Source organism: Enterobacter asburiae (genome assembly GCF_007035645.1).
Taxonomy (GTDB): Bacteria; Pseudomonadota; Gammaproteobacteria; order Enterobacterales; family Enterobacteriaceae; genus Enterobacter; species Enterobacter asburiae_B.
Window position 1 is genome coordinate 2,801,940 of the sequence record NZ_AP019632.1, and the last position, 25,165, is coordinate 2,827,104.

At 56.9% G+C, this 25,165-nt stretch carries 25 protein-coding genes; 9 read left to right on the forward strand and 16 right to left on the reverse strand.

Annotated elements, in window-relative coordinates; translation table 11 throughout:
- The first annotated feature begins 358 nt into the window (after positions 1-358).
- Positions 359-3,493: a ribonuclease E gene (gene rne, locus FOY96_RS13365; protein WP_143347236.1), complete on the forward strand. Its 3,135-nt coding sequence runs from the start codon at positions 359-361 to the stop codon at positions 3,491-3,493.
- A 41-nt stretch (positions 3,494-3,534) separates the two neighbouring features.
- Here the strand turns inward: rne and FOY96_RS13370 are convergent, their stop codons facing one another.
- A complete protein-coding gene (locus FOY96_RS13370; protein ID WP_415270588.1) occupies positions 3,535-4,437 on the reverse strand; it encodes a LysR family transcriptional regulator in 903 nt (300 codons plus the stop codon).
- Between the two features lie 145 nt (positions 4,438-4,582).
- Here FOY96_RS13370 and FOY96_RS13375 point away from each other — a divergent pair, with 145 nt between their 5' ends.
- Positions 4,583-5,797 carry an MFS transporter gene (locus FOY96_RS13375; RefSeq protein ID WP_094934960.1) on the forward strand — a complete coding sequence of 405 codons (1,215 nt, stop codon included), beginning with the start codon at positions 4,583-4,585 and terminating at the stop codon, positions 5,795-5,797.
- A 75-nt stretch (positions 5,798-5,872) separates the two neighbouring features.
- On the opposite strand, the gene flgL is transcribed toward FOY96_RS13375, so the two are convergent.
- From flgL to flgB, 11 genes are all read right to left on the reverse strand, one after another.
- Positions 5,873-6,826: a flagellar hook-associated protein FlgL gene (flgL, locus tag FOY96_RS13380; RefSeq protein WP_033145208.1), complete on the reverse strand. Its 954-nt coding sequence runs from the start codon at positions 6,824-6,826 to the stop codon at positions 5,873-5,875.
- A 14-nt stretch (positions 6,827-6,840) separates the two neighbouring features.
- Positions 6,841-8,481, reverse strand: a complete 1,641-nt coding sequence (gene flgK / locus FOY96_RS13385; RefSeq protein ID WP_039261885.1) for a flagellar hook-associated protein FlgK — start codon at positions 8,479-8,481, stop codon at positions 6,841-6,843.
- 75 nt (positions 8,482-8,556) lie between these two features.
- A complete protein-coding gene (flgJ, locus tag FOY96_RS13390) occupies positions 8,557-9,510 on the reverse strand; it encodes a flagellar assembly peptidoglycan hydrolase FlgJ (protein ID WP_023311141.1) in 954 nt (317 codons plus the stop codon).
- Entirely contained in the window at positions 9,510-10,607 is a 1,098-nt protein-coding gene (locus FOY96_RS13395) for a flagellar basal body P-ring protein FlgI (protein ID WP_029740346.1), read from the reverse strand. Before FOY96_RS13395 ends, flgJ begins: the two co-directional genes overlap by 1 nt.
- Before the next feature lie 12 nt (positions 10,608-10,619).
- A complete protein-coding gene (flgH, locus tag FOY96_RS13400; RefSeq protein ID WP_024909015.1) occupies positions 10,620-11,318 on the reverse strand; it encodes a flagellar basal body L-ring protein FlgH in 699 nt (232 codons plus the stop codon).
- 57 nt (positions 11,319-11,375) lie between these two features.
- Positions 11,376-12,158, reverse strand: a complete 783-nt coding sequence (gene flgG, locus FOY96_RS13405) for a flagellar basal-body rod protein FlgG (RefSeq protein ID WP_008500810.1) — start codon at positions 12,156-12,158, stop codon at positions 11,376-11,378.
- 11 nt (positions 12,159-12,169) lie between these two features.
- Entirely contained in the window at positions 12,170-12,925 is a 756-nt protein-coding gene (locus FOY96_RS13410; protein ID WP_033145205.1) for a flagellar basal body rod protein FlgF, read from the reverse strand.
- A gap of 20 nt (positions 12,926-12,945) precedes the next feature.
- Positions 12,946-14,196, reverse strand: a complete 1,251-nt coding sequence (gene flgE / locus FOY96_RS13415) for a flagellar hook protein FlgE (RefSeq protein WP_039261882.1) — start codon at positions 14,194-14,196, stop codon at positions 12,946-12,948.
- A 26-nt stretch (positions 14,197-14,222) separates the two neighbouring features.
- Positions 14,223-14,933 carry a flagellar hook assembly protein FlgD gene (flgD, locus tag FOY96_RS13420; protein WP_029740349.1) on the reverse strand — a complete coding sequence of 237 codons (711 nt, stop codon included), beginning with the start codon at positions 14,931-14,933 and terminating at the stop codon, positions 14,223-14,225.
- 11 nt (positions 14,934-14,944) lie between these two features.
- The gene (flgC, locus tag FOY96_RS13425) at positions 14,945-15,349 is read right to left on the reverse strand and encodes a flagellar basal body rod protein FlgC (protein WP_008500814.1); all 405 of its coding nucleotides are present in this window, start codon (positions 15,347-15,349) and stop codon (positions 14,945-14,947) included.
- Positions 15,350-15,352: 3 nt separating this feature from the next.
- Entirely contained in the window at positions 15,353-15,769 is a 417-nt protein-coding gene (gene flgB / locus FOY96_RS13430; protein WP_023311135.1) for a flagellar basal body rod protein FlgB, read from the reverse strand.
- Positions 15,770-15,926: 157 nt separating this feature from the next.
- Here flgB and flgA point away from each other — a divergent pair, with 157 nt between their 5' ends.
- The 3 genes from flgA (at position 15,927) to flgN (ending at position 17,403) form a co-directional block, all read left to right on the forward strand.
- Positions 15,927-16,586: a flagellar basal body P-ring formation chaperone FlgA gene (gene flgA, locus FOY96_RS13435; protein WP_023311134.1), complete on the forward strand. Its 660-nt coding sequence runs from the start codon at positions 15,927-15,929 to the stop codon at positions 16,584-16,586.
- A 93-nt stretch (positions 16,587-16,679) separates the two neighbouring features.
- Positions 16,680-16,973 (forward strand): flagellar biosynthesis anti-sigma factor FlgM, encoded by a 294-nt coding sequence (gene flgM, locus FOY96_RS13440; protein WP_023311133.1) that lies wholly within the window; start codon positions 16,680-16,682, stop codon positions 16,971-16,973.
- Positions 16,974-16,977: 4 nt separating this feature from the next.
- A complete protein-coding gene (flgN, locus tag FOY96_RS13445; RefSeq protein ID WP_008500818.1) occupies positions 16,978-17,403 on the forward strand; it encodes a flagella biosynthesis chaperone FlgN in 426 nt (141 codons plus the stop codon).
- 59 nt (positions 17,404-17,462) lie between these two features.
- Here flgN and murJ read toward each other — a convergent pair whose 3' ends face one another.
- From murJ to rimJ, 4 genes are all read right to left on the reverse strand, one after another.
- A complete protein-coding gene (gene murJ, locus FOY96_RS13450) occupies positions 17,463-18,998 on the reverse strand; it encodes a murein biosynthesis integral membrane protein MurJ (protein WP_023311131.1) in 1,536 nt (511 codons plus the stop codon).
- 129 nt (positions 18,999-19,127) lie between these two features.
- Positions 19,128-20,051, reverse strand: a complete 924-nt coding sequence (locus FOY96_RS13455; protein ID WP_143347238.1) for a Gfo/Idh/MocA family protein — start codon at positions 20,049-20,051, stop codon at positions 19,128-19,130.
- A gap of 2 nt (positions 20,052-20,053) precedes the next feature.
- The gene (locus FOY96_RS13460; protein ID WP_045888676.1) at positions 20,054-20,704 is read right to left on the reverse strand and encodes a YceH family protein; all 651 of its coding nucleotides are present in this window, start codon (positions 20,702-20,704) and stop codon (positions 20,054-20,056) included.
- A 9-nt stretch (positions 20,705-20,713) separates the two neighbouring features.
- Positions 20,714-21,298 carry a ribosomal protein S5-alanine N-acetyltransferase gene (rimJ, locus tag FOY96_RS13465; RefSeq protein WP_008500822.1) on the reverse strand — a complete coding sequence of 195 codons (585 nt, stop codon included), beginning with the start codon at positions 21,296-21,298 and terminating at the stop codon, positions 20,714-20,716.
- Between the two features lie 235 nt (positions 21,299-21,533).
- Between rimJ and mdtH the strand changes: the two genes are divergently transcribed.
- From mdtH to dinI, 4 genes are all read left to right on the forward strand, one after another.
- Positions 21,534-22,742 carry a multidrug efflux MFS transporter MdtH gene (mdtH, locus tag FOY96_RS13470; protein ID WP_039261870.1) on the forward strand — a complete coding sequence of 403 codons (1,209 nt, stop codon included), beginning with the start codon at positions 21,534-21,536 and terminating at the stop codon, positions 22,740-22,742.
- Positions 22,743-22,865: 123 nt separating this feature from the next.
- Entirely contained in the window at positions 22,866-23,426 is a 561-nt protein-coding gene (locus FOY96_RS13475; RefSeq protein WP_023311126.1) for a lipoprotein, read from the forward strand.
- A 126-nt stretch (positions 23,427-23,552) separates the two neighbouring features.
- Positions 23,553-24,599, forward strand: a complete 1,047-nt coding sequence (gene pyrC, locus FOY96_RS13480) for a dihydroorotase (RefSeq protein ID WP_143347239.1) — start codon at positions 23,553-23,555, stop codon at positions 24,597-24,599.
- A 74-nt stretch (positions 24,600-24,673) separates the two neighbouring features.
- On the forward strand, positions 24,674-24,919 hold the full coding sequence (gene dinI, locus FOY96_RS13485) for a DNA damage-inducible protein I (protein ID WP_008500826.1): 246 nt from the start codon (positions 24,674-24,676) through the stop codon (positions 24,917-24,919).
- Positions 24,920-25,165: the final 246 nt, after the last annotated feature.

Sequence of the window (25,165 nt, forward strand, 5' to 3'; positions counted from 1 at the left end):
TTCCGTGTTAAATCCTGGTTAAGTAAGGATGTTGACGGAATGACCAATTTTGTCTGACCGATCATCCACGCAGCAATGGCGTAAGACGTATTGATCTTTCAGGCAGTTAGCGGGCTGCGGGTTGCAGTACTTCCCGGTATAAGGATTGTTCTCTGGAGAGTTCTACCCAGGCAATTCCCCTGATAATTGCGCTGTGTTTCCGTATGAAACACAGGCAACCGACACTCTGCGCCTCTTAAGCGAGCGACAACCGTGAGGTTGGCGACGTGAACAGACACGAGGCCATCGGTTCATACCCCGGAAAGCGTCACCTTGCCCGCAGCTTTGTCGTCAATGTAAGAATAACGAGTAAGTTACGATGAAAAGAATGTTAATCAACGCAACTCAGCAAGAAGAGTTGCGTGTCGCCCTTGTGGATGGGCAGCGCCTGTACGATCTGGATATCGAAAGTCCTGGACACGAACAGAAAAAAGCGAACATTTACAAAGGTAAAATCACCCGCATTGAACCAAGCCTTGAAGCTGCATTTGTCGATTACGGTGCTGAGCGTCATGGTTTCCTCCCTCTGAAAGAAATCGCCCGCGAATATTTCCCCGCAAACTACAACGCCCATGGCCGCCCAAACATCAAAGATGTTCTGCGTGAAGGTCAGGAAGTTATCGTTCAGATTGATAAAGAAGAGCGTGGCAACAAAGGTGCCGCACTGACCACCTTTATCAGCCTGGCAGGGAGCTATCTGGTTCTGATGCCTAACAACCCGCGTGCGGGTGGCATCTCTCGCCGTATCGAAGGTGATGACCGTACCGAGCTGAAAGAAGCGCTGGCAAGCCTCGAACTGCCTGATGGCATGGGGCTTATCGTGCGTACCGCAGGCGTTGGCAAATCAGCCGAAGCGCTGCAGTGGGACTTGAGCTTCCGTCTGAAGCACTGGGAAGCCATTCAGAAAGCAGCCGAAAGCCGCCCTGCTCCGTTCCTGATCCACCAGGAAAGCAACGTTATTGTGCGTGCCTTCCGTGATTATCTGCGTCAGGACATCGGTGAGATTCTGATCGATAACCCAAAAGTGCTTGAGCTGGCGCGCCAGCACATCGCCGCGCTGGGTCGTCCGGATTTCACAAGCAAAATTAAACTGTACACCGGTGAAATCCCGCTGTTCAGCCACTATCAGATCGAATCCCAGATTGAGTCCGCCTTCCAGCGTGAAGTGCGTCTGCCATCCGGCGGTTCTATCGTTATCGATACCACTGAAGCGCTGACCGCTATCGACATCAACTCCGCGCGTGCAACGCGCGGTGGCGATATCGAAGAGACCGCCTACAACACTAACCTCGAAGCCGCTGATGAAATCGCCCGCCAGCTCCGCCTGCGCGACCTGGGTGGTCTGATTGTTATCGACTTCATCGACATGACCCCGGTACGCCACCAGCGTGCGGTTGAAAACCGTCTGCGCGAAGCGGTGCGTCAGGACAGGGCGCGTATCCAGATTAGCCATATTTCACGCTTTGGCCTGCTGGAGATGTCCCGTCAGCGTCTGAGCCCGTCTCTCGGCGAGTCCAGCCATCACGTTTGTCCGCGCTGCTCCGGCACCGGTACCGTGCGTGATAACGAATCGCTGTCCCTCTCCATTCTGCGTCTGATTGAAGAAGAAGCGCTGAAAGAGAACACCAAAGAGGTTCACGCCATTGTGCCGGTGCCCGTTGCCTCTTACCTGCTTAACGAAAAACGTGCAGCGGTAAGTGCGATTGAAGCGCGTCAGGGTGGCGTTCGCTGCATCATCGTGCCAAACGACCAGATGCAGACCCCACACTATCACGTGCTGCGCGTGCGTAAGGGCGAAGAGACGACCACCCTCAGCTACCTGCTGCCGAAGCTGCATGAAGAAGAGATGTCTCTGCCTTCCGATGAAGAGCCAGCCGAGCGCAAACTGCCAGAGCAGCCTGCGTTAGCGACCTTCATCATGCCTGAAGCACCACCGGAAGCAGCCCTGGAAAAACCTGCGGCCAAACCTGCAGCGCAGAAACCAGAAGCCGCGGTAGCGAAAGCCCAGCCGGCACACCCGGGTCTGCTGAGCCGCTTCTTTGGCGCGCTGAAGAAGATGTTTGCTGAAGAAGAAGTTCAGCCAGAGCAGCCGAAAGAAGAGCCAAAAGCAGCCAAGCCAGAGCGTCAGCAGGATCGCCGTAAGCGTCAGAACAACCGCCGCGATCGTAATGACCGCAGCGATCGCAATGACCGCAGCGAGCGTCGTGATAACCGTGACAACCGCTCTGAGAATGGCGAAGGCCGTGAGCAACGCGAAGACAACCGTCGCAACCGTCGCGAGAAACAACAGCCGAATGTTGAAGATCGCGAAATTCGCCAGCAGGCGGGCGATGAGTCTGAGAAGAGCAAACAGCGTGACGACCAGCAGCCGCGCCGTGAACGCAGCCGTCGCCGTAACGACGAGAAGCGTCAGGCACAGCAGGAAGTCAAAAACCTGAACCGCGAAGAGCCTGTTGAACAGCAGGACGGCGAGCAGGAAGAACGTACTCAGGTTATGCCGCGTCGTAAGCAGCGCCAGCTTTCTCAGAAAGTTCGCTTCGCCTCTGAAGCAACCGAAGAGTCAGGCGCTATCGCGGTTGAAACCAGCGAGAGCACAACCGGCACACAGCTGGCGAAAGTTGACCTGCCAGCGGTCGTTGAAAACAACGTTGAGCAGGATGATAACGGTGAAAACCGTGATAACGCCGGTATGCCGCGCCGTTCACGTCGTTCTCCACGTCATCTGCGCGTCAGCGGCCAGCGCCGTCGTCGCTATCGTGACGAGCGTTACCCGACTCAGTCGCCAATGCCGCTGACCATTGCCTGTGCTTCACCAGAAATGGCCTCCGGCAAAGTCTGGATCCGCTACCCGGTTGCTCGCCCGGAGCAGGTTGTTGAAGAACAGCCTGTAACCGAAGAGGTGATTGCACCAGCAGCCACGGTAGAAGCTGTCGTGACTGAAGCGGCAACCGTGGTTGAACCTGAGGTTGTTGAACCTGAGGTTGTTGAAGCTGAAGCACCTCACGCAGTGGAAGTTGAAACCACCCATCCAGAAGTGATTGCCGCGCCGGTTGATGCCGCACCGCAGCTTATCGCCGAAGAAGATGCCGTGGTGGCTGAGGAAGTCGCTGAAGAGGCTGAACCTGTAGCCGCAGTGGAAGACACCGCAGAAACCCTCGTTGAAACCACCACTGAAGAAGTCGTTCAGGACGTTGAGATTCAGGTTGAACCGGTTGTCGAAGAAGCGAAAGCGCCTGAGGTGAAACCTGAGCCGGTTGTTTCTGCACCAGCCGCAGCCCACGTGGCGACAGCACCAATGACGCGCGCCCCGGCACCGGATTACGTGCCTGAAGCCCCGCGTCACAGCGACTGGGTACGCCCGGCATTCAGCTTCGACGGTAAAGGCGCTGCAGGCGGCCACAGTGCAACGCATCAGGCAACTGCACCGGCGACGCGTCCGCAGTCTGTCGAATAACGACGCTGAAAGTAAAAAGCCGACCTTCGGGTCGGCTTTTTTTATGGCTGCTGCACGGGCTTTCTCATCCCGGTGACCTCCGGCATGACCTGGCGCATCAACTCCAGAAAACGCCGCAAGCGTGCCGGATAATAGCGGGACCAGGGGTAAACAAGATGCACCGGTAACGCCGCTGGCTGCCACTCTGGCAGCAAATGCACCAGCCGCCCTTCCCGAATATCATCCTGTACCGTCCAGCTGGATACCACCGCCACGCCAAGCCCGGTGAGCGCCGTGTTGCGTGCGACATACAGGCTGTCGGTGCTTAGCCGTGGCGTAATAACAATCCGCGCGGTGGCGGGTGATGCATCGTGAAAAAGCTCCACATGGCGCTGGTAGAAAGAGCTGATCGCTATCCAGGGAAACTGCTGCAAATCCTCCGGCGTGGTAACCGTCGGAAAACGGGCCAGCAGTGCCGGTGAAGCCACCACCGAGCGCGGCACTTCGGCCAGCAGCACGGACACGGTCGCCGGATCGACTTCCACGCCCACCCGAATCGCACAGTCAAGGTTGTCGCCGAGGAAGTCCGCTGACCGATCGTTGAGCATCCACTCAATGGAAAGCTGCGGATAGCGTTGCAAAAACTCGGTTACGGGTTTCAGAAGCTGGTCCTGACCAAACGCGTGAGGAGCGCGCACCCGCAGCACGCCTACCGGCTCATCTTCCGTCTGCCCCACCTCATCTTCCAGCGCCAGCCAGCTGTCAATCACCCGACGGGCGTGCTGATAGCAGCGCTCGCCGTCATCCGTCAGCCGCGTCGTGTGGGTGGTGCGCAACATCAGGCGCACGCCCAGCATGGTCTCAAGCGACTGTAACCGTCTGCTTACCGTGGCCTGGGTAGTGGCCAGCTGCCGCGCCGCCGCTGAGAGGGAGCCCGCCTCCACAATACGAACAAACGTCCGCATTAACTCCACCCTGTCTATACGCTCAGCTCTTTTCATCGCATTTTCACTTATACGTTCAACGTATAAGCGTTTTACCACCGGGCCCGCTACCGTCGCAAGGCGTACTGATAAAAAATAGCCTCACACGACGAATGAGGAACATCTTATGAACACAACAACCGCCGCCCATGCGGTGAGCCGCTGGGTAATCTTAATGCTGGCGATCGGTGCAGGTTTCAGCGTGGCATCTATCTATTATGCCCAGCCTCTGCTGCCGCTGATGGGCGCAGACCTTCACCTGAGTATCGAAGGAATGGGCCTGGTGCCGACGCTCACCCAGGCGGGATATGCCCTGGGGATCCTGTTCCTGCTCCCGCTCGGCGATCGCCACGACCGCAGGACGTTAATCCTGATAAAAAGTGCGGCGCTGGCGCTGTTTCTTCTCGGCTGTAGCCTGACCGGGCAGATCCACTCTCTGCTGCTGGCCAGCCTGCTCATCGGCATGGCCGCCACCATGGCACAGGATATTGTCCCTGCCGCAGCCATCCTTGCGCCGGAAGGTAAACAGGGGAAAACCGTGGGTACGGTAATGACCGGGCTGCTGATGGGTATCTTATTATCCAGAACCGTGAGCGGCGTGGTGGGCGAAGCGTTTGGCTGGCGCGTCATGTACCAGCTGGCGGCCGCGAGCATTGCGTTCGTCGGGGTGATGATGTGGTTTGTGCTTCCCCGTTTTGCCATTCACTCCACGCTGAGCTACCCCGCGCTGATGCGCTCAATGGAGCATCTGTGGCGTCGCTATCCGGCGCTGCGCCGTGCGGCGCTGGCTCAGGGCTTCCTGTCGATTGCCTTCAGCGCCTTCTGGTCTACGCTTGCGGTCATGCTGCTGGAACGCTATCACCTGGGTAGCGCTGTAGCGGGTGGTTTTGGTATTGCAGGTGCCGCCGGTGCGTTAGCTGCCCCGCTGGCAGGGGGTCTGGCGGACAAACTGGGCGCAGGAAAAGTCACGCAGCTTGGTGCCGCTCTTGTGACCGTCTCATTCGCCCTGATGTTCCTGATGCCCGCGCTGGGCGTTCATGGACAGCTGATTCTGATCGCCATCTCCGCCGTCGGGTTCGACCTGGGGCTGCAGTCCAGCCTGGTCGCTCACCAGAACCTGGTATACAGCCTTGAACCGCAGGCGCGCGGCCGTCTCAACGCCCTGCTCTTTACGGTGGTCTTTATCGGGATGGCGCTGGGTTCCGCGTTAGGCAGCAATATCTACTCGCTGGCCGGCTGGACGGGCGTGGTCGCGCTGGCGACGGTCTGTGGCGTCATTGCGCTGGCAATCCGTCTGATAGAAAGCGCACGAGTCACCTCCGCATCAGCAGAAGTTGCATAAAAAAAATGCCCAATCCAGACGGATTGGGCAGTAAAACATGCCCAGTTTCAAGACATGTTCCAAGAGGTCAAGATGTTATTTGTTCAGCTGGAACAGAGACATGCCCTGCATATCGCTAAACGCTTTATAAGACGCCTGCAAGGCCGCCTGCTGCATGGTGTAAGAGGAAATCGCTTCGTTCCAGTCAACATCCACCAGGTCACTCATCTGCTTGGTCTGACCCAGCGCGCGGTCATCACCCAGCGTGTCGAGTTTTTCCAGCTCGTTCATCTTGGTTCCCACATCCGCAACGACCGTCAGGACATTGTTCTGGGAGTTTTTGATGCCGATTTGCGCATTGGCAATCACCTGGCTTTGCGCCGTTGCGGCAGCCGGATCGTTCTCAATCGGTGTCTTCAGCGAGGCAATAGCAGAATCCAGGATTTTGAACATGTTGGTCTGGCCATATCCACCGCCCGGCAGCTGTTCCGCATTACTGGTAATGCTTTCGAAAATTTGCTGGCCGGTATGGCTGATGGTCATATTTCGCGCCGTATCAACCTGCTGCGTGATGGCCTCAGCGCCGCCGTTGTAATCCCCGGTCGCGGCATCAAACGGTGCGCTCTCGGTTTTGTATCCCGCAAAGATAAAGCGACCATTACCATCCGTCGTGTTAGCCAGGTTCATCAGCTGATCGCGGATCCCCTGAATATCGGTCGCCAGAGAAAGACGGTCGTCATCGCTTAATGTGCCGTTTGACGCATAAACGAGCTTCTCGCGCACGCTTGAGATCGCGGTGTTGACCTGGGTTAACACGTTATCTTCCAGCGAGACCTTCTGCGTTGCAAAGGTACGCGCGAGCGCAAACTGGCTGTTTTGCGACTGAGACTGTGACAGAACGATGGCCTGCGACGCGGCGATAGGATCGTCCGAAGGACGATTGACGCGCTTGCCGGTGGACATCTGCTCACCGTAGCTCAGCCATCTGCTCTGGGAATCGGTGATCCCACGCATGTTCTGCTCGTACATCATCTGGGTGCTAATACGCATTGTTCACCTCAACCTTAACGAATGTTGATAATTGCATCGAAGAGCGTACTGGCAGTTTGTAGCACCTGGGCATTGGCCAGGTAATACTGCTGATAACGCTGCAAATTGCCATACTCTTCGTCGAGATTTACCCCAGAGATGGTCTGCTGCTGCTTGATTAACTGCGTTTCCACGTTGGCTTTCGTCTGGCTGCTCACCTTCAGTGACGCCGTTGAGCTACCGACGGTACTGACGAGAGAGGCATACGCATCGTTGAAGGTTTTATTTCCACCCACCACTTTGCCGTTTTGCAGATCGAGCAGTTTCTGGCCGTTACGGTTGTCACTTTCGCCGCCGTTCTGCACAGATGCCATCGCCAGTTTGGACTCGTCGCTGATCGCGAGATCCATGTTCATGATGACGTTGGAAACAGGCTTCACGGTAAAGCTGTCTTTGGTATTTGCCGTGCCGCTCACGTTGACGTTAAGGCCATCAAACGACAGATTGCCGCTGGCATCCGGGCTCATCGTAAAGCTGGTTTTGTCTGACGTGCGGGTGATCGTCCAGTCAGTGCCGTTAAACTGCAGCTTATAGTCTGTCGCCTGGACCTGTTTGCTGTCCGCCACAGAAGCCGTAACAACGGCAGAGCCGCCGTTCTTGCTGTTGGACAGGACCGCCGGAGAACCGAAGTTGAACAGCTTACCGCCCGCATCACCGTTCGCATCAAAACCGGCTTCATGCTGCGTGTTCATCGCGTCGGCAAAGGCCAGCGCCATCTGGTTCAGGCTGTTACGGGCTTTATCCAGATCTTCAGCACGAAATGTCAGTAAACCGCCTAAAGAACCGGTGGTGATAAATTTCTCGGGGATCTCAATATTACCCGCCACGTCATCGACGTAGGCGATAGTCGTACGAGCCGGATCGGCGCTGGACTTCACGGCCGCCAGCTGGCTGGCTTTGCTGCCCTGCACCAGGCTGTAACCGTTGCCGAGAGAGATATTAAACGTGCCGCTATCTTGCACGGAGACTTCCACGCCCACGATTTTGTTCAGTTCAGTCACGAGCTGATCGCGCTGGTCGAGCAGATCGTTAGGCGATGCGCCCGCACCGACGCCGGTCAGACGGGAGATCTGATCGTTCAGGTTCGCAATCTGTTTGGCATAGTTGTTGATCTGAGACACGCTGGTCCCAATCGCGGTATTGACCTGCGTGTCCTGGTCACGCAGATACTGATCGTTGGTTTTGAACTGATTGACCAGACCGCCCGCTTTACCCAGCACCGTCTGACGTGCTGCCGGGTCTTCCGCGTTGCTCACCAGGGTTTGCAGGCTTTTGAAGAAGTCCTGTAGGGTGGTGGAGAGCGAATTGGTGGTATCGGAGAGCACATCGTCAATTTTTGACATCTGCTGATAGCGCGTCGTCAGACCGCTGCTCTGCGTCTGCGCGGCGCGCAGCTGGTTGGTGATGAAGGCGTCATACTCACGCTGGACACCGGAGACATAAACCCCGTTACCCACCCAGCCACCGCCGGTCAGCGTGCTGTTAGATGCACCCAGCACCGTGGTCTGGCGGGTGTAACCTGCCACATTATAGCTTGAAATATTATTACTGACGGTATTGAGTGCCGACTGCGCGGCACTGAGGCCACTCATGGCGCTGTTAATCAAACTGGACATGGGGGTTCCTTTTATACGTTCAGACACGAGTCCTGATGAAGGTTATCGGCAACCTCCACCGGGACTTGAGAACTTTCAGAACAGATTTTCAATATCTGTGCTATAGGCTTTGCTGACCTTCTCGCCCATGGATTTCAGCTGCTGGATCATGCTGGTGAGCTTGCGCGCATAGTTCGGGTCGGTCGCGTAGCCCGCGTTTTGTAAGGCCTGAGCGCCCTGCTCCGCCGTCGCCGCCTGCGTAACGGCGGTATAACGCGGATTGCGGCTCAGCAGGCCAACGTAGTCGGACAATGCTTCCAGGTAGGAGCTGTAGACGCGGAATTTTGCTTTGACCTTCACCGCCGCACCGTTCTCGTATTCGGTGGTCGTGATCTCCGTTGTTGGCCCCTTCCAGCTGGAGGTGGCCTTCACGCCGAAGATGTTGAAGCTCGGATCGCCGTTTTCCTTGCGGATCTGACGCTGACCCCAGCCCGACTCCAGCGCGGCCTGCGCCAGAATCAGGTGATGCGGCACGCCGCTCTGTTCGCTGGCAAGGCGCGCGGGCAGAGAAAGCTGCGCCAGGAAGTCTTTGCTGTCACCGGAGAGCGGCTCATCGCCGCTGCCCGTGGCTTTTGGCATCGCTTTACGCACCATTTGCGTCAGAGCCTGGTTCTGATAACTGGTCACCGTTTCCAGGTCGAATTTCATCGGCACCTGCTGCGTCTGTTCCTGAGGCTGAATGCCCTGCGCGGCTTCGGTCTGTTTCACAATCATGTCAGCCAGACCGAGGCCTTTACCGGCGGTCATCTGCTGCGCAATCTGCTGGTCATACATGCTGGTGTAGAGACGCGTTGAATCACTGCTGAACATCCCGTCTTTCGGCAGGGTTTCGCGCATGCTTTTCAGCATCATCTGTACAAACATCCCTTCCACCTGGCGGGCGACCGGGCGGATGTTCGCCGCCGGGTCTTTGCCTGCTTTGGTTTTCAGTTCGTTGAGCGACTGGGCGTCCCAGGCTGCACTGGTCAACAGTTTGCTATCGGTCAGCATTAGATGATTTCCAGTTTGGCGCGCAGGCAGCCCGCGCTTTGCATGGATTGCAGGATGGACATCAGATCCATCGGCGTTGCGCCCAGGGCGTTCAGGGCGCGCACCACGCTGTTCAGGTTGGCGCTGGAGCGAACGCTCTGCAGCGACCCGCCGCTCTGACGCATATCAATCTGCGTTTGCGGCGTCACCACCGTCTGACCGCCACCAAATGGCGTATTCGGCTGGCTCACGTTCGCGGAGCGGTTTACCGTCACGGAGAGGTTACCCTGCGCCACGGCACAGCTGTCCAGCGACACTTCCCGGTTCATCACCACCGAGCCGGTACGGGAGTTGATGATCACTTTCGCATCCTGGACCGGAACGTTAACTTCCATATTCTGGATATCCGCCAGCATGCGCACCTGGTTGCTGCTGCCGGTGGAGGTGCGGATCTGCACGGTGCGCGCATCGAGTGCCGTTGCATTACCGTAGCCGCGGCTGCGGTTGATGGTATCGGCAATTTGCTGCGCCATGGTGAAGTCTTCATTATTGAGCTGCAGGTTGATGGTGTTGCCCGCGCCAAACTGGGTCGGCAGTTCACGCTCAATGATCGCACCGTTGGTGATACGTCCACCGTTCAGCTGGTTCACCTGCACGCTGCTTCCGCCTGCGGATGCCCCCGCACCGCCAACCAGAATGTTCCCCTGCGCCAGCGCATAGACCTGGCTGTCAACGCCTTTCAGCGGGGTCATCAGCAGCGTACCGCCGCGCAGGCTTTTGGCGTTACCCATTGAGGAGACCACCACATCAATGGTCTGCCCCTGACGCGCAAACGCCGGGTAGGACGCAGTGACCATTACCGCGGCCACGTTTTTCAGCTGCATGTTGGTTCCCGCCGGCACGGTAATGCCGAGCTGGGAAAGCATGTTGTTCAGGCTTTGGGTGGTGAACGGCGTCTGGGTCGTCTGGTCACCGGTACCATCCAGACCGACCACCAGGCCATAGCCAATCAGGGAGTTTTCACGAACGCCCTGAACGCTGGTGAGGTCGCGAATACGGTCAGCCTGGGCAAACGTTGCCACCAGCGCGAGCGCCACGGCGAAGATCGATTTAAACATGGGTCACCTCGCTTACATCGGCGATAAATTAAGGAAGAAGCGCTGCAGCCAACCCATATTTTGCGCTTCATTGATATAGCCGTTACCGACGTACTCAATGCGCGCATCCGCCACCTGGGTGGACGGAACGGTGTTGGTGCCGCTGATGGTGCGAGGGTTAACCACGCCCGAGAAGCGAATGAATTCAGTGCCCTGGTTGATGGCGATCTGTTTTTCACCCACAACGTGTAAGTTGCCGTTAACCAGTACCTGGTCAACCGTGACCGTCAGCGTACCGCTGAAGGTGTTGCTGGCGTTCGCGCCACCTTTGCCGTTAAAGGTATTGCCGCCGGACGCGTTCACATCAGCACGCGCGTTGCCGAACAGCCCTTCGAGATAGCGTGGCACGGTATCGAAGCCAAAATTGGTTTTGCCATCGCGGCTGGCGTTCGCCGACGAGCTCTTGCTCGCGCTGACGTTTTCCTGCAGCACAATGGTCAATGTATCGCCGACGTTACGCGGGCGGCGATCTTCAAACAGCGGCTGATAGCCGTAATTAATCGGCTGCGCGGTCTGGAAAATGGAGCCGTTTACCACTGGCGCGGGGCCAGGAACGGGTTGGGCAGTCGTCGCACCCTGGACCAATGGTTTAGACGGGATCAAAGCGCACCCGCTGAGGGTGACAGCCAGAACAGTCAGTATCGGATAACGAAACGCCGCGTTTTTTTGCATTGCCTTCATCTTCGAAAACAGGGAGCCGGTGCGGCGTTTACCGCACCGGGCTACACCTTAGAGTTGCGTCAGTTTCTGCAGCATCTGGTCGGTCGTCGACACTGCTTTACTGTTAATTTCATACGCGCGCTGGACCTGGATCATATTCACCAGCTCTTCCGCCACGTTCACGTTGGACGTTTCAACATAACCCTGGTACAGCAGGCCCGCGCCGTTCAGGCCCGGGGTGCTCTCATTCGGCGTACCGGAGGATTGCGTTTCGGTGTAGAGGTTCTCACCAATGCTTTCCAGACCGGTATCGTTCATGAAGGTGGTCAGGTTGAGCTGCCCGACCTGAACCGGCGCGGCCTGTCCCTGCTGGGTCACGCTGACCACACCGTCGCGTCCGATGGTGATGCTCAGGGCGTTCGCCGGGATGGTAATCGCAGGCTGAACCTGGAAACCGCCCGCTGTCACCAGCTGGCCGTTCTGATCGACCTGGAATGAACCGTCGCGGGTATAGGCAGAGGTCCCGTCAGGCAGCTGCACCTGGAAGAAGCCCTGGCCTTTGATTGCCACGTCTTTACTGTTGTTGGTCTGAGACAGGTTGCCCTGGCTGTGCAGACGCTCGGTGGCCACCGGACGAACACCGGTACCGATCTGCAGACCCGACGGCAGCGTCGTCTGTTCAGAAGACTGCGCGCCCGGCTGACGGATGGTTTGATAAAGCAAATCTTCGAAAACGGCACGCTGACGCTTGAAACCATTGGTGCTCACGTTTGCCAGGTTGTTGGCAATCACGTCCATATTGGTCTGCTGGGCGTCCAGGCCAGTTTTCGCGATCCATAAAGAACTGATCATAAGGAGTCCTGTTAACTCATAGCCAGAAGTTGGTTAGCCTTGCCCGCGTTTTCATCCACGCTGCTGATGATCTTCATCTGCATTTCAAAACGACGGGCGCTGGCAATCATGTCGGTCATGGCTTCGACCGGCTTGACGTTGCTGCCTTCCAGAACGCCGGACATCACGCGGATGCTCGGATCGGCCTGTAACGTGGCGCCACGCGTCGCCTGCGCCGCCTGGGTCAGACGGAACATGCCGTCGTCGCCGCGCTGCACGTCTTTGGCTTCCGCTTTCACCAGCTTCAGACGTCCGACGGGTGCAACGGTGTTGGCCGGGTCGCCCGGGTTCAGCGCCGAAATGGTACCGTCCGCGGCGATAGTCAGCTCAGAGCCTTCCGGCACGGTCAGCGGACCCGCTTCCCCCATTACCGGATGCCCCTGAATCGTCAGCTGGCCCGTCGCGCTCACCTGGATATTGCCGTTACGGGTATAGCCTTCGCTGCCGTCCGCAGTTTGCACCGCCAGCCAGCCGTCCTGCTGCAGGGCAACGTCCAGCGGGCGCGAGGTGTAGTCCATCTGCCCAGGCGTCATATCTGCGCCAGGGGTTGATGCCGTCACCAGCGTACGGGTCGGCAGGGACAGCCCTTCAACCGGCACCGCGCGCAGCGCATTAAGCTGCGCGCGAAAGCCCGGCGTAGAGGCGTTTGCCAGGTTGCTGGCGGTAACGGCCTGCTGATTGAGCGTCTGACTTGCCGCGCCCATCGCGGTATATATTGCGTGATCCATTGCGCTTTCCTGTTAGCCGCTTAACGCAGGTTAACCAGCGTGTTGAGGATCTGGTCCTGGGTTTTGATGGTCTGCGCGTTCGACTGATAGTTACGCTGCGCGACGATCATGTTCACCAGTTCTTTACTCATATCCACGTTGGAAGCTTCCAGCGCGCCGTTAGTCAGCTTGCCGAAGTTACCGGTGCCTGCGGTACCCAGCAGCGCCACGCCGGAGGACTGAGTGGCAGACCAGACGTTGTCGCCTTCAGATTTCAGGCCTTCGTTGTTCGCGAAGTTTGCCAACACGATCTGGCCCAGAACCTGAGACTGTTCGTTAGAGTAGCTTCCCACCACGGTGCCATCGTCGTTGATCTGGTAGCTCACCAGGTCGCCAGGCTTGTAGCCGTTCTGATTGGTTGCCACAACGCTGTTTGCACCGGTGTTCTGCTGCATGGAGTTCTGGAAGCTCAGGGAGAAGGTCGCCGCCGTCGCACCGCTGACAGAACCCGTGGTGATGTTAATGGCCGGCGTGGCGTTTGGCGTTGCGCTCAGTACACCCGCAGCGTCGTAGTTGTAGACACCCGCCAGGTTACCGTTCGCATCAAAGTTCATCTGCGCCGCTTTCGCTGCAGTAGAACCCGCAACGCTGCCGTCCTGAGTGTAAAGATCCCATTTATTGTTGGCCGTCTTCACGTAGTAGACGTACATGTTGTGGGCGTTACCCTGGCTGTCGAATACGGTCACGGTCCCTTTTTTGTTATAGGTATCCGGGTTGGTCGCATCGAACGGGGCAGTTTGAACAGGATCGGTTGAGTTCAGGTTGATCTGCTGCGTCGCGGTGGTGGTTGATTTCGCCGCCATCAGGGTATTCGGGATAGTAATCGCCTGAGGGTTCGCACCGGTCTGAACGGTTGGAGGCGTTCCAGCTACCGGGTAGCCCGTCAGCTGCATGCCCTGCATGTTAACCAGCGTACGGTTTTCGTCCAGCTTGAACTGGCCGTTACGGCTGTAGAACACAGAACCGTTGGAATCGACCATACGGAAGAAACCGTTCTGGCTGATAGCAACGTCCAGACCACGACCGGTGTTGGTGGTGGTACCGTCGGTAAAGTCCTGAGTGATGCCCGCAACTTTCACGCCCAGGCCGACTTTGGAACCGGCAAACATGTCCGCAAATGAAGCAGAACCGGATTTAAAACCATAGGTCGCGGAGTTGGCGATGTTGTTGCCAATGACGTCCAGGTTGGTGGCCGCAGCATTCAGGCCGCTGACCGCTTGAGAAAAGGCCATGACTTACTCCTGATAAGTGTTAAGGCTTAGATAATCTGCCGAACTTCGTCGAGTGTGGTGGAACCAGAGGTTCCCAAATCCAGTTTGTTGCCGTCGCTTCCTTTAATCACGCCCTGGACCAGCGCGAACTGCAGCGGCTGCGCCACCAGCTGGGTCGTCCCGTTGCTGGCGCTGATCGCTACTTTGTAAGAACCGTTTGGTGCTTTAGTGCCGTCGGTCAGGCTGCCATCCCACGTAAAGGTGTGAACGCCCGCCTTCAGCTCACCGATATCAATGGTGCGAACTACCACGTTATTGGCATCCATGATCGTTGCAGTGACCTTCTCAGCCGCCTGCTGGAGCTCAACGCCAAACGGCGTGGTGGTCGTTGTGGTGTTGCCTTCAGTGGTGCTGGTGCCCGCCAGAATCGTGGTTCCCGGGATCATCACCCCGTGGCCAATCAGGCTTGCCGCCTGCAGAGACTGGGCGCTGTTAATCTGCCCGGAGACGGAGCCAAGGGTGGTGTTAAGTTTCTCAATGCCGCTCACGGTGCTGATCTGCGCAAGCTGCGTGGTCAGTTCGTTGTTCTGCATTGGGTTGGTGGGATCCTGGTTCTTAAGCTGCGCCACCAGCAGCGTCAGAAAGCTGCCCTGAAGATCGGAGGCATTGCTCCCGGTGAGGGAGTTAGAACCTGTCGTACTCTTCGTGTTATTAACACCCGAGTTCGTAGGATCATTCACATTTACGGCGATGGACATGCATGTCTCCTTTACTGGCCGAGAGTGAGCGTTTTGAGCATCATGCTCTTCACGGTATTCAGCACTTCAACGTTGGCCTGGTAGCTGCGGGAAGCCGACATGGAGTTCACCATCTCACCCACCACATCCACGTTTGGCATTTTCACGTATCCGCTGGCATCCGCGAGCGGGTTACCCGGCTCATACACCAGTCTGTCCGGCGCCTGGCTCTCTACCACATCAGACACCTTCACGCCGCCCGTCGCCGCGCCCGGCGCAGCATCGACCTGAAAGACAACCTGTTTGGCGCGATAAGGCTGGCCGTCTGGTCCGGTTACGCTGTCGGCGTTCGCCAGGTTACTGGCAGCCACGTTCAGGCGTTTGGACTGCGCGGTTAACGCCGAACCGGCAATATCAAAAATATTCAACAAGGCCATCTATCAGTTCCCCCCCTGCAGGACGTTCATCATGCCTTTGATTTGTCCGCCGAGTACGGTCAGGCCCGTCTGGTATTTCAGACTGTTATCGGCAAACTGGGTACGCTCCCGGTCCATATCCACGGTGTTACCGTCGAGTGAGGGCTGATCGGGAATGCGGTAAAGTAAATCGGTCGCTGGCGCGGTCATCGCCTGAGCAGGAATATGGCGAGAGGATGTCATGGCAAGTGCAACACCCGTTCCTTCGGCACGTCCACGCTCCATCACCTTTTTGAGTTCACTGGAAAAATCAATATCGCGCGCCTGAAACCCTGGGGTATCGGCGTTAGCGATGTTGGCGGCTAAAATCTCCTGCCGCTGGGCGCGTAAATTGAGCGCTTCCTGCTGAAAACGTAACGCGGCGTCGAGTTTATCGAGCATGTCTCCTCCGCTGATGGCAAAATTTCAGTTCACAGCTTAAATCTCACCCGGTCTCCCCTATCGACGGAATAAGCGCAAAATGCGTCGCTATTTATTGCGTTGATGCAAAACCACTGCAGGTAGAATTCATTCAACTCTGGAAACGGTGGAACTTGCGATGCAAACGTTAAAACGTGGCCTGGTGGCAACTTTCTTGCTGTTTAGCCCTCTGGTGCAGGCTGAAGGCTTACAGGATCGGCTTACGGCTTTTTTTGCTGAAAAGCTGGCGGGCTTTAGCGATGAGGTTAACGTTACCGTGCGCACCCCACCGAATCTGTACCCGACCTGTGACCAACCGTCATTTAGCGTGACGGGAACCACCCGGCTGTGGGGAAATGTGAACGTGCTGGCACGCTGCGCGAACGAAAAACGCTATTTACAGGTTGCAGTTCAGGCGACGGGCAATTATGTTGTCGCCGCCGTGCCCATTGCGCGCGGCAGCGTGCTGCAGACGAACAGCGTGACGTTAAAACGCGGCCGTCTGGACCAGCTGCCTCCACGCACCATGCTGGAAATGAACCAGGCACAGGACGCCGTCAGCCTGCGCGATGTCGCACCCGGCCAGCCGATACAGCTCTCAATGCTGCGTCAGTCATGGCGGGTAAAAGCGGGTCAACAGGTGATGGTGGTGGCCAACGGAGATGGCTTTAGCATCAACAGTGAAGGGAAAGCGTTAAACAATGCCGCAGTGGCGCAAAACGCCCGCGTCAGAATGTCCTCAGGCCAGGTGGTGAGCGGAACCGTCGATTCTGATGGGAATATTCTGATTAACCTATAATCTTTTTAAAGATTTCGCGGCGCGTGCCGATAAATATTCCACTAATGATGATGTCAGGCGCAAACGCCGCGAACCCTCGATGAGGACAACACTATGAGCATTGATCGTACATCAGCCCTGAAGCCGGTAAGCGCTGTACAACCTCGCGAAACGAATGACGCTCCTGCGCAGAAAACGCGTCTGGAAAAACCGTCAACGTCCAACAGCACCAGCGTGACCCTGAGCGACGCACAGGCAAAACTGATGCAGCCAGGCAGCAACGATATCAATATGGAACGTGTTGAAGCGCTGAAAACGGCTATTCGTAACGGTGAGCTGAAAATGGACACCAGCAAAATCGCTGACGCCCTGATTCAGGAAGCACAGAGTTTCTTACAGAGTAACTAACCGTATGAGTCGACTGTCAGAAATACTGGATCAAATGACGGTTGTTCTTAACGACCTGAAAACGGTAATGGACGCTGAACAGCAGCATCTCTCTTCCGGTCACATCAACGGCAGCGCGCTGCAGCGTATTACTGAAGATAAGAGTTCGCTACTGGCGACGCTGGATTATCTGGAGCAGCAGCGCCGCGCTGAGCAGGATCCTAAGCGTAGCGCCAATGACGATATTATTGAGCGCTGGCAAACCATTACCGAAAAAACCCAGCACCTGCGCGACCTTAACCAGCACAACGGCTGGCTACTGGAAGGTCAGATTGAGCGTAATCAGCAGGCGCTTGAGGTATTGAAACCGCATAAAGAAACCGGACTGTACGGTGCGGATGGTCAAACAGCGACTGCGCGTATTGCGGGAGTTAAAAAGATTTCGATTTGACGCCTGTGCGACAAATCATGCAGCGGGGAGCACCATAAGGTGAACTCCCCTTTTGGCGTTTATGCCGTACGGCGGGCAAACTCTTTCACTTTGAACCCCAGCACCGCGAGCGTGGCAAAGTAAGCCACGACCCCGACGCCTACCACGGCCATCAGCCGCATCAGGCGATAAGGCATGGTGCCCAGGGACCACTCCGGCATCACGTACATCATGCCGAGCAGCGCGGCTGACATCACCAGTACCGCAACGATCAGACGTACCAGGAAACTTCCCCACCCCGGCTGCGGCGTGAAAATATCCTGCTTGCGCAGCTGCCAGTACAACAGCCCGGCATTCAGACAGGCCGCCAGACCAATAGACAGCGACAGGCCGGCATGCTTCAGCGGACCAATAAACGCCAGGTTCATCAGCTGGGTCATAATCAGCGTCACGATGGCAATTTTCACAGGCGTTTTGATGTCCTGACGCGAGTAGAACCCGGGCGCCAGCACCTTGACGACGATCAGCCCCATCAAGCCGACCGAGTAGGCAATCAGCGCGCGCTGGGTCATAGCGGCATCAAAGGCGGTGAATTTCCCGTACTGGAAGAGCGACACCGTCAGCGGTTTGGCCAGAATACCCAGCGCCACCGCGCTTGGCAGGGCCAGCAGGAAGCAGAGACGTAAACCCCAGTCCATCAGGCGGCAATATTCATCATGATTGCCGCTGGCAAAGCTTTTCGACAGCGACGGCAGCAGGATGGTCCCCAGCGCCACGCCCAGCACCCCGGACGGGAACTCCATCAGACGGTCGGCGTAGTACATCCAGGAAACCGAGCCGGACACGAGGAAAGAGGCAAAGATGGTGTTGATGATAAGCGAGATCTGGCTGACGGAGACGCCGAGAATAGCGGGCCCCATCTGCTTGATCACGCGCATCGCCCCGGCATCTTTGAGATTGATGCGCGGCAGCACCAGCATGCCGATTTTTTTCAGATGCGGCAGCTGGTACGCCAGCTGCAGCACGCCGCCGACGGTGACCGCCCAGGCCAGCGCCAGCACCGGCGGGTTGAAGTGCGGCGCAGCGAACAGGGCAAAACCGATCATGCTGACGTTGAGAAACGTTGGCGCAAACGCCGGAACAGAGAAGCGGTTCCAGGTGTTCAGGATCGCCCCCACCAGCGAGGCCAGCGAGATGAGCAGAATATAGGGGAAAGTAATGCGCAGCAGCTGCGAGGTCAGCGCAAATTTGTCAGCCGTATCGGCAAAACCGGGCGCGGTCACCATAATCACCCACGGCGCGGCCAGCATCCCGAGTACGGTCACCACCGCTAAAGCCAACGTCAGCAGCCCGGAGACATAAGAAACAAAGACGCGCGTCGCGTCTTCACCCTGCTTGCTTTTATATTCCGCCAGAATGGGCACGAATGCCTGGGAAAACGCCCCTTCAGCAAAAATACGACGCAGCAGGTTCGGCAATTTAAACGCGACGAAAAAGGCGTCCGTGGCCATCCCTGCACCAAATACCCTTGCCACAATGGCGTCGCGCGCAAAACCCAGCACGCGGGAAAACATGGTCATCGAGCTGACGGCCGCCAGCGATTTTAATAAGTTCATTAACGTGAATTTCCAGAACCATACGGATTTGTAGAGCGGGTTAGCGTAAGCGCCACCCGGCAAAGCCAACAAGCGGCGCTTAGTCTAACCGGATTTCAACGAATTACTATCCGCAGATGTTACAGCGAGTTATTCGCTCATGGCATCGCGCCAGAGCCTTTCCACAATGCGCTGCGCCATAATGGCCTGCTCGCCGGACGTTTCAGGAACCGTCTGATTTTGCACGCAGGTGATAAAGTGACGGGCGCATCCTGCGAAACCGCGCTGCTCGAGGGTGCTCTGCCAGCCTGGCGCCGGGAGCGTCACCACGCCGTTGCCCTTCTCTTCCCGCCACTCGCGCATGTCCGTAATGTCGTACAGCGCGCCCTCGGTCACCGCCTGCACGGATTCACGCTGGCTTCCCGCCCGACGGTGCATGCTGGTGGTAATCTGAAGATGCTCAACGGCGAAGTGGTGTTCCGCGTAGACCATCTGCCCCTGGTCATTCGTTAACAGGGTACCGCTCTTCAGCTGCGCATGGCCGTTGCTCAGCCACAGCGCCGTATCCACAACGTGCAGATAATCATCCAGAAGGGTGAAGCGCAGATCGTTTGGCCCAATGCTGTCGGTGCGGTGTTTATCCATCCGCAGCGAGGCGAGCGTGTCCGACTGCGCCTTCAGCTGCTGGTAAAGCGGCGCGAAGCGGCGGTTGAAGCCTACCATCAGCGTCAGTTTTTTGCGCGCGGCCAGCTCAATCAGACGTTCGGCATCCTGAACATTTTCCGCCAGCGGCTTATCCACGCAGACGTGAACCCCTAAATTGAGCAGCTCGCTTACCACCTGATAGTGGGTTGCCGTTGAGGTATGTACAAAGACCGCATCACACTCGCGGGCCAGATCCTGCAGGGAGGCAGCATACGGAATGCGCCAGGTTTCGCAGATACGTTCTGCCTTTTCTCGAGTGGGTGACCATGCCCCTTGCAGGGTCCAGTCCGTTGCTGCACCTAAAACAGGCAGCCAGGCTTTTTGCGCGATGCCGCCGAGCCCCACCACGCCTACGCGTAATTTTTTCACCGTCAGTCTCCCAGATGTGCCAGCAACGCATCCAGGCGCTGTTTCAGCCCGGCGACCTCGTCTTCCAGCGCTTCTACGCGCGCGGCAAGAGTGTCATTGCTTGCTGAGGATCCCGCGTCGCTCTCCACGGTAGCGACATCGACGTCGCCGCTGAACAGATGCATATAGCGGCTTTCACGTTTGCCCGGCTCGCGCGCCAGACGCACCACGTATGGGCCGTCTTCACGTGAGGCCAGCCCTTCCAGGGTCTGCTCAACTTCCTGCATATCGCTGAACTCATGCATACGGGAAGCGCGCGTGCGCAGCTCTCCCGGCGTCTGCGCCCCGCGCAGCAGCAGCGTGGTGATGACCGCCACTTCCGCACTGCTCAGCTTCAGGTCGCCGAATTCGGAGTTACAGAAGCGCTGTTCGTATTTGGTCACGCGGTTGCCGAAGCCGCTGACGGTGCGCAGATAGTGGCGTTTAACCAACGCATCCAGCACGTCCTGAACCTCATGTTCGCTGAGGTTCATCACCGGCTCGCGGTTGGTCTTCTGGTTGCAGGCCATGGTTACGGCGTTGACGGAGAGCGGATACTGCTCCGGCGTGGTGACCTGTTTTTCGAGTAAGCACCCAATCACGCGCGCTTCTGTACCGTTTAGCTGATACTTCATCTTTTCTCCTTAACGACCTGCGGTCCAGTCCCGGGTGGTTAACGCCGTCAGAACGTGGTCGCGCCACTCTCCGTCTATCAGCAGATAGTCTTTGGCGTAACCCTCTTTCTCGAACCCTAAGCGGGCCAGCAAATTGCCGCTGCGCTGATTATGCGGCATATAGTTCGCCATAATGCGATGGATATGCTGCGTGCGTTGCATATAGCGGATCGCCACCGTTAACGCCTCGTACATCAGCCCCTGCCCCTGCCATTTCTGGCCGATGGAGTAGCCAAGGTAGCAGGCGTGAAACGACCCGCGCACCACGTTTGAAAAGTTGGCGATCCCGATAATTTCTTTCTCTTCAGGATCCAGCAGCGCGAAATAAAACGCGCTGCCCTGCTTGTGAAATTCCGTAATCATGCTGAGGCGCGCCTGCCAGCCGGAAGGGTAACAATGGCTCTCATCCCGAACGGGTTCCCAGGGTTTTAAAAACTGGCGATTCTCGGCGTAATAATCCGCCAGACGCCAGGCATCACGCTCATGCACCAGACGAACGACCAGCCGGTCCGTTGTCAGACGCACTTTTGGCACATTGCTGCGATAGCCAAACATCGATACCACTCCTTCCCGTCACTTCTGCTGACCCATTAGCTTTACTATACCTGCGCCTGTGCCGTCTGTGAAAACAGTGACATACCATTTTCACCTCTTTTCACATTTTTCGATGAGAACTCTCTATCAAAGCACCCTTTTGATAAAAAAATATTGTCACCCGCGGGGGTGGGAAAAAACGCGGCGACACCGCAGAATGTTAGCGTGCTCACCTCTTATTTTCCCTGGAGGGAAAATGTCCCGCGTATCACAGGCCAGGAGCCTGGGTAAATATTTCCTGCTCGTCGATAACATGCTGGTCGTGCTCGGCTTTTTTGTCGTTTTTCCGCTGATATCGATCCGCTTTGTCGATCAGATGGGCTGGGCGGCATTAATGGTTGGCATTGCCCTGGGGCTACGCCAGTTTGTCCAGCAGGGCCTGGGCGTCTTTGGCGGGGCCATTGCCGACCGCTTTGGCGCTAAACCGATGATCGTTACCGGTATGCTGCTGCGCGCGGCAGGTTTTGCCACGATGGCGGTCGCCCAGGAGCCCTGGCTGCTCTGGTTCTCCTGTTTCCTCTCCGGTATCGGCGGCACGCTGTTCGATCCGCCACGCACCGCGCTTGTGGTAAAGCTTATTCGCCCCCAGCACCGCGGCCGTTTCTTCTCGATTCTGATGATGCAGGACAGTGCCGGGGCGGTTATCGGCGCCCTGCTGGGAAGCTGGCTGCTGCAGTATGACTTCCGTCTGGTCTGCGCCGCTGGGGCGGTGCTCTTTATTCTGTGCGCGCTGTTCAATGGCCTGTTCCTGCCCGCCTGGAAACTGTCGACGGTCAAAGCGCCGGTCCGGGAAGGGCTTGGCCGCGTCCTGCGCGACAGGCGTTTTGTCACCTATGTGTTGACCCTGACGGGATACTACATGCTGGCTGTACAGGTCATGCTGATGCTGCCGATCATGGTTAACGACATCGCGGGGACCCCTGCAGCCGTTAAATGGATGTACGCCATCGAAGCCTGCCTGTCGTTAACGCTGCTTTATCCGATTGCCCGCTGGAGCGAGCGGCGTTTTCGTCTGGAGCATCGCCTGATGGCCGGGCTGTTCCTGATGACGCTGAGCATGATGCCGATCGGCCTGGTGAACTCTCTCCAGCAGCTGTTTACGCTGATTTGCACGTTCTATATTGGCTCGATCATCGCCGAGCCTGCCCGTGAAACGCTGAGCGCCTCGCTTGCGGATGCGCGTGCGCGCGGCAGCTATATGGGTTTCAGCCGGCTGGGGCTGGCGCTTGGCGGCGCATTAGGTTACGCGGGTGGCGGCTGGTTGTTTGATGCCGGCAAAGCGTTAAGCCAGCCCGAACTCCCGTGGATGATGCTCGGCGCGGTGGGCTTTATGACGCTCCTTGCTCTGTGGTGGCAGTTCAGCCCGAAGCGCAGCGCGAGCGGGATGCTCGAGCCTGGCGCGTAGCCTTTCCCTCGGGCGGGAGCCCCTCCCGCCCCACTTCTCAGTTTTTTCTGCTGGTTTCTGCCAATTCACACTGACATACTGGCGTAACAGGACAGAAGCGCCGATTTTTCGTTGAGGAACACTATGAAGAAAATTGTCTTTGCCGCGGCATTAGTAGTCAGCGGCCTGCTGGTTGGCTGTAACCAGCTCACGCAATATACCGTCAGTGAACAGGAAATTAATCAGGCGCTGGAAAAACATAACAATTTCTCTAAAGACATTGGCGTGCCGGGACTGGCGGACGCGCATATCGTCCTGACGAACCTGACCAGCCAGATCGGTCGTGAAGAGCCAAACAAAGTCACCCTGGCCGGTGATGCGGATCTCGATATGTCATCCCTCTTTGGCAATCAGAAGGCCAACATCAAGCTCAAGCTGAAGGCCCTGCCCGTTTTCAACAAAGAGAAAGGGGCAATTTTCCTGCAGGAGATGGAAGTCGTCGATGCGCAGGTGTCGCCGGACAAGATGGCACCGGTTCTGCAAACCCTGATGCCCTATCTGAACCAATCGCTGCGTAATTACTTTAACCAGCAGCCCGCGTACGTCTTAAGCGAAGACAAAAGCAAGGGTGAAGCTCTGGCGAAAAAATATGCAAAAGGTATAGAGGTGAAACCGGGAGAAATTATCATTCCTTTCACCGATTAACCTGAAGGGCGCTGCGGCGCCCTTTTTTTTACGGAAAAGTGTGCAAACGAAAACGTTTCCGCTTATGATTTGTGTCCGGCAAAAACAGCCATCCTTATGACTGATTCCTGACAAGCCGGAGCTTCCATGACTGCACAACCCCAGGTTCTTAAAATCCGCCGCCCTGACGACTGGCATATCCATCTGCGTGATGGCGATATGCTGAAAACCGTCGTGCCTTATACCAGCGAAATTTATGGCCGCGCGATTGTCATGCCTAACCTGGTTCCACCAGTCACCACCGTCGATGCCGCGATGGCCTATCGCCAGCGCATCCTGGATGCCGTTCCTGCGGGACACGATTTTACCCCGTTGATGACCTGCTATCTTACCGACTCGCTGGATCCGAACGAAGTGGAGCGCGGGTTTAACGAAGGCGTATTTACGGCGGCGAAACTCTACCCGGCAAATGCCACCACCAACTCCAGCCACGGCGTCACCAGCATTGATGCCATCATGCCGGTTCTGGAACGCATGCAGAAACTGGGCATGCCGCTGCTGGTCCATGGTGAAGTCACGCATGCCGAGATTGACATCTTCGACCGTGAAGCCCGCTTTATCGAGACCGTAATGGAGCCTCTGCGCCAGCGCCTGCCCGCGCTTAAAGTGGTCTTTGAACATATCACCACCAAAGACGCGGCAGAGTATGTGCGCGACGGCAACGATCTTATCGCCGCGACCATTACGCCACAGCACCTGATGTTTAACCGTAACCACATGCTGGTGGGCGGGGTGCGTCCTCACCTGTACTGTCTGCCTATTCTCAAGCGCAACATCCACCAGCAGGCGCTGCGCGAGCTGGTTGCCAGCGGGTTCTCCCGCGCGTTCCTCGGCACCGATTCCGCACCTCACGCTCGCCACCGCAAAGAGGCGAGCTGCGGCTGTGCAGGCTGCTTCAACGCCCCAACGGCACTGGCCAGCTACGCGACCGTCTTTGAAGAGATGAACGCGCTCGAACATTTTGAAGCGTTCTGCTCCCTTAACGGCCCGCGCTTCTACGGCCTGCCGGTCAACGACACCTTCATCCAACTGGAGCGTAAAGCGAGCCACGTTGAGGAGTCCATTGCGCTGACGGATGACACGCTGATCCCATTCCTGGCGGGCGAAACCGTTAACTGGACGGTAAAACGTTAAAAAATCAATGCCCCTTGTTGTCAAACCGATAATATACCTGTATAAATAAACAGTATATTACACAGGGGGCATTTATGCGTATTGAAGTCACCATAGCCAAAACAACCGTTCTGCCTGCCGGCGCGCTTGATGCACTGGCAGGCGAATTATCCCGCCGTATTAACAACACCTTTCCCGACAACGCGGGTGCCGTAACGGTGCGTTACGCCGCGGCGAACAACCTCTCCGTCATTGGTGCTGCGAAAGAAGATAAAGATCGCATCAGCGAAATCCTGCAGGAAACGTGGGAAAGCGCAGACGACTGGTTTATCACAGATTAACACTGCTCCCTCATTGTGTTTTTTTGCCGGGTCGCCCCGGCTTTTTTTTGTCTAAAAATCCTGCAAGTTCAAATTAATTCGGCATCTTCTTTAAAAATCGTGAACGAGATGGTGTTTTATTGTTCGAACAATCCTAAAAAGCAGAAAAATGTGTTGCCACCTGTTTATTTTTCCCGTTGGAACCCTTATTACTTGGTATACTGAAGATGCTTTCAGAAAAACATGCATTGAACCTCAGAGCCGTTG

Bases quoted from the DNA above. Each gene is read 5' to 3' on its own strand.
- rne (WP_143347236.1), top strand. From the start codon at position 359: ATGAAAAGAATGTTAATCAACGCAACTCAGCAAGAAGAGTTGCGTGTC.
- FOY96_RS13370 (WP_415270588.1), bottom strand. From the start codon at position 4,437: ATGCGGACGTTTGTTCGTATTGTGGAGGCGGGCTCCCTCTCAGCGGCG.
- FOY96_RS13375 (WP_094934960.1), top strand. From the start codon at position 4,583: ATGAACACAACAACCGCCGCCCATGCGGTGAGCCGCTGGGTAATCTTA.
- flgL (WP_033145208.1), bottom strand. From the start codon at position 6,826: ATGCGTATTAGCACCCAGATGATGTACGAGCAGAACATGCGTGGGATC.
- flgK (WP_039261885.1), bottom strand. From the start codon at position 8,481: ATGTCCAGTTTGATTAACAGCGCCATGAGTGGCCTCAGTGCCGCGCAG.
- flgJ (WP_023311141.1), bottom strand. From the start codon at position 9,510: ATGCTGACCGATAGCAAACTGTTGACCAGTGCAGCCTGGGACGCCCAG.
- FOY96_RS13395 (WP_029740346.1), bottom strand. From the start codon at position 10,607: ATGTTTAAATCGATCTTCGCCGTGGCGCTCGCGCTGGTGGCAACGTTT.
- flgH (WP_024909015.1), bottom strand. From the start codon at position 11,318: ATGCAAAAAAACGCGGCGTTTCGTTATCCGATACTGACTGTTCTGGCT.
- flgG (WP_008500810.1), bottom strand. From the start codon at position 12,158: ATGATCAGTTCTTTATGGATCGCGAAAACTGGCCTGGACGCCCAGCAG.
- FOY96_RS13410 (WP_033145205.1), bottom strand. From the start codon at position 12,925: ATGGATCACGCAATATATACCGCGATGGGCGCGGCAAGTCAGACGCTC.
- flgE (WP_039261882.1), bottom strand. From the start codon at position 14,196: ATGGCCTTTTCTCAAGCGGTCAGCGGCCTGAATGCTGCGGCCACCAAC.
- flgD (WP_029740349.1), bottom strand. From the start codon at position 14,933: ATGTCCATCGCCGTAAATGTGAATGATCCTACGAACTCGGGTGTTAAT.
- flgC (WP_008500814.1), bottom strand. From the start codon at position 15,349: ATGGCCTTGTTGAATATTTTTGATATTGCCGGTTCGGCGTTAACCGCG.
- flgB (WP_023311135.1), bottom strand. From the start codon at position 15,769: ATGCTCGATAAACTCGACGCCGCGTTACGTTTTCAGCAGGAAGCGCTC.
- flgA (WP_023311134.1), top strand. From the start codon at position 15,927: ATGCAAACGTTAAAACGTGGCCTGGTGGCAACTTTCTTGCTGTTTAGC.
- flgM (WP_023311133.1), top strand. From the start codon at position 16,680: ATGAGCATTGATCGTACATCAGCCCTGAAGCCGGTAAGCGCTGTACAA.
- flgN (WP_008500818.1), top strand. From the start codon at position 16,978: ATGAGTCGACTGTCAGAAATACTGGATCAAATGACGGTTGTTCTTAAC.
- murJ (WP_023311131.1), bottom strand. From the start codon at position 18,998: ATGAACTTATTAAAATCGCTGGCGGCCGTCAGCTCGATGACCATGTTT.
- FOY96_RS13460 (WP_045888676.1), bottom strand. From the start codon at position 20,704: ATGAAGTATCAGCTAAACGGTACAGAAGCGCGCGTGATTGGGTGCTTA.
- rimJ (WP_008500822.1), bottom strand. From the start codon at position 21,298: ATGTTTGGCTATCGCAGCAATGTGCCAAAAGTGCGTCTGACAACGGAC.
- mdtH (WP_039261870.1), top strand. From the start codon at position 21,534: ATGTCCCGCGTATCACAGGCCAGGAGCCTGGGTAAATATTTCCTGCTC.
- FOY96_RS13475 (WP_023311126.1), top strand. From the start codon at position 22,866: ATGAAGAAAATTGTCTTTGCCGCGGCATTAGTAGTCAGCGGCCTGCTG.
- pyrC (WP_143347239.1), top strand. From the start codon at position 23,553: ATGACTGCACAACCCCAGGTTCTTAAAATCCGCCGCCCTGACGACTGG.
- dinI (WP_008500826.1), top strand. From the start codon at position 24,674: ATGCGTATTGAAGTCACCATAGCCAAAACAACCGTTCTGCCTGCCGGC.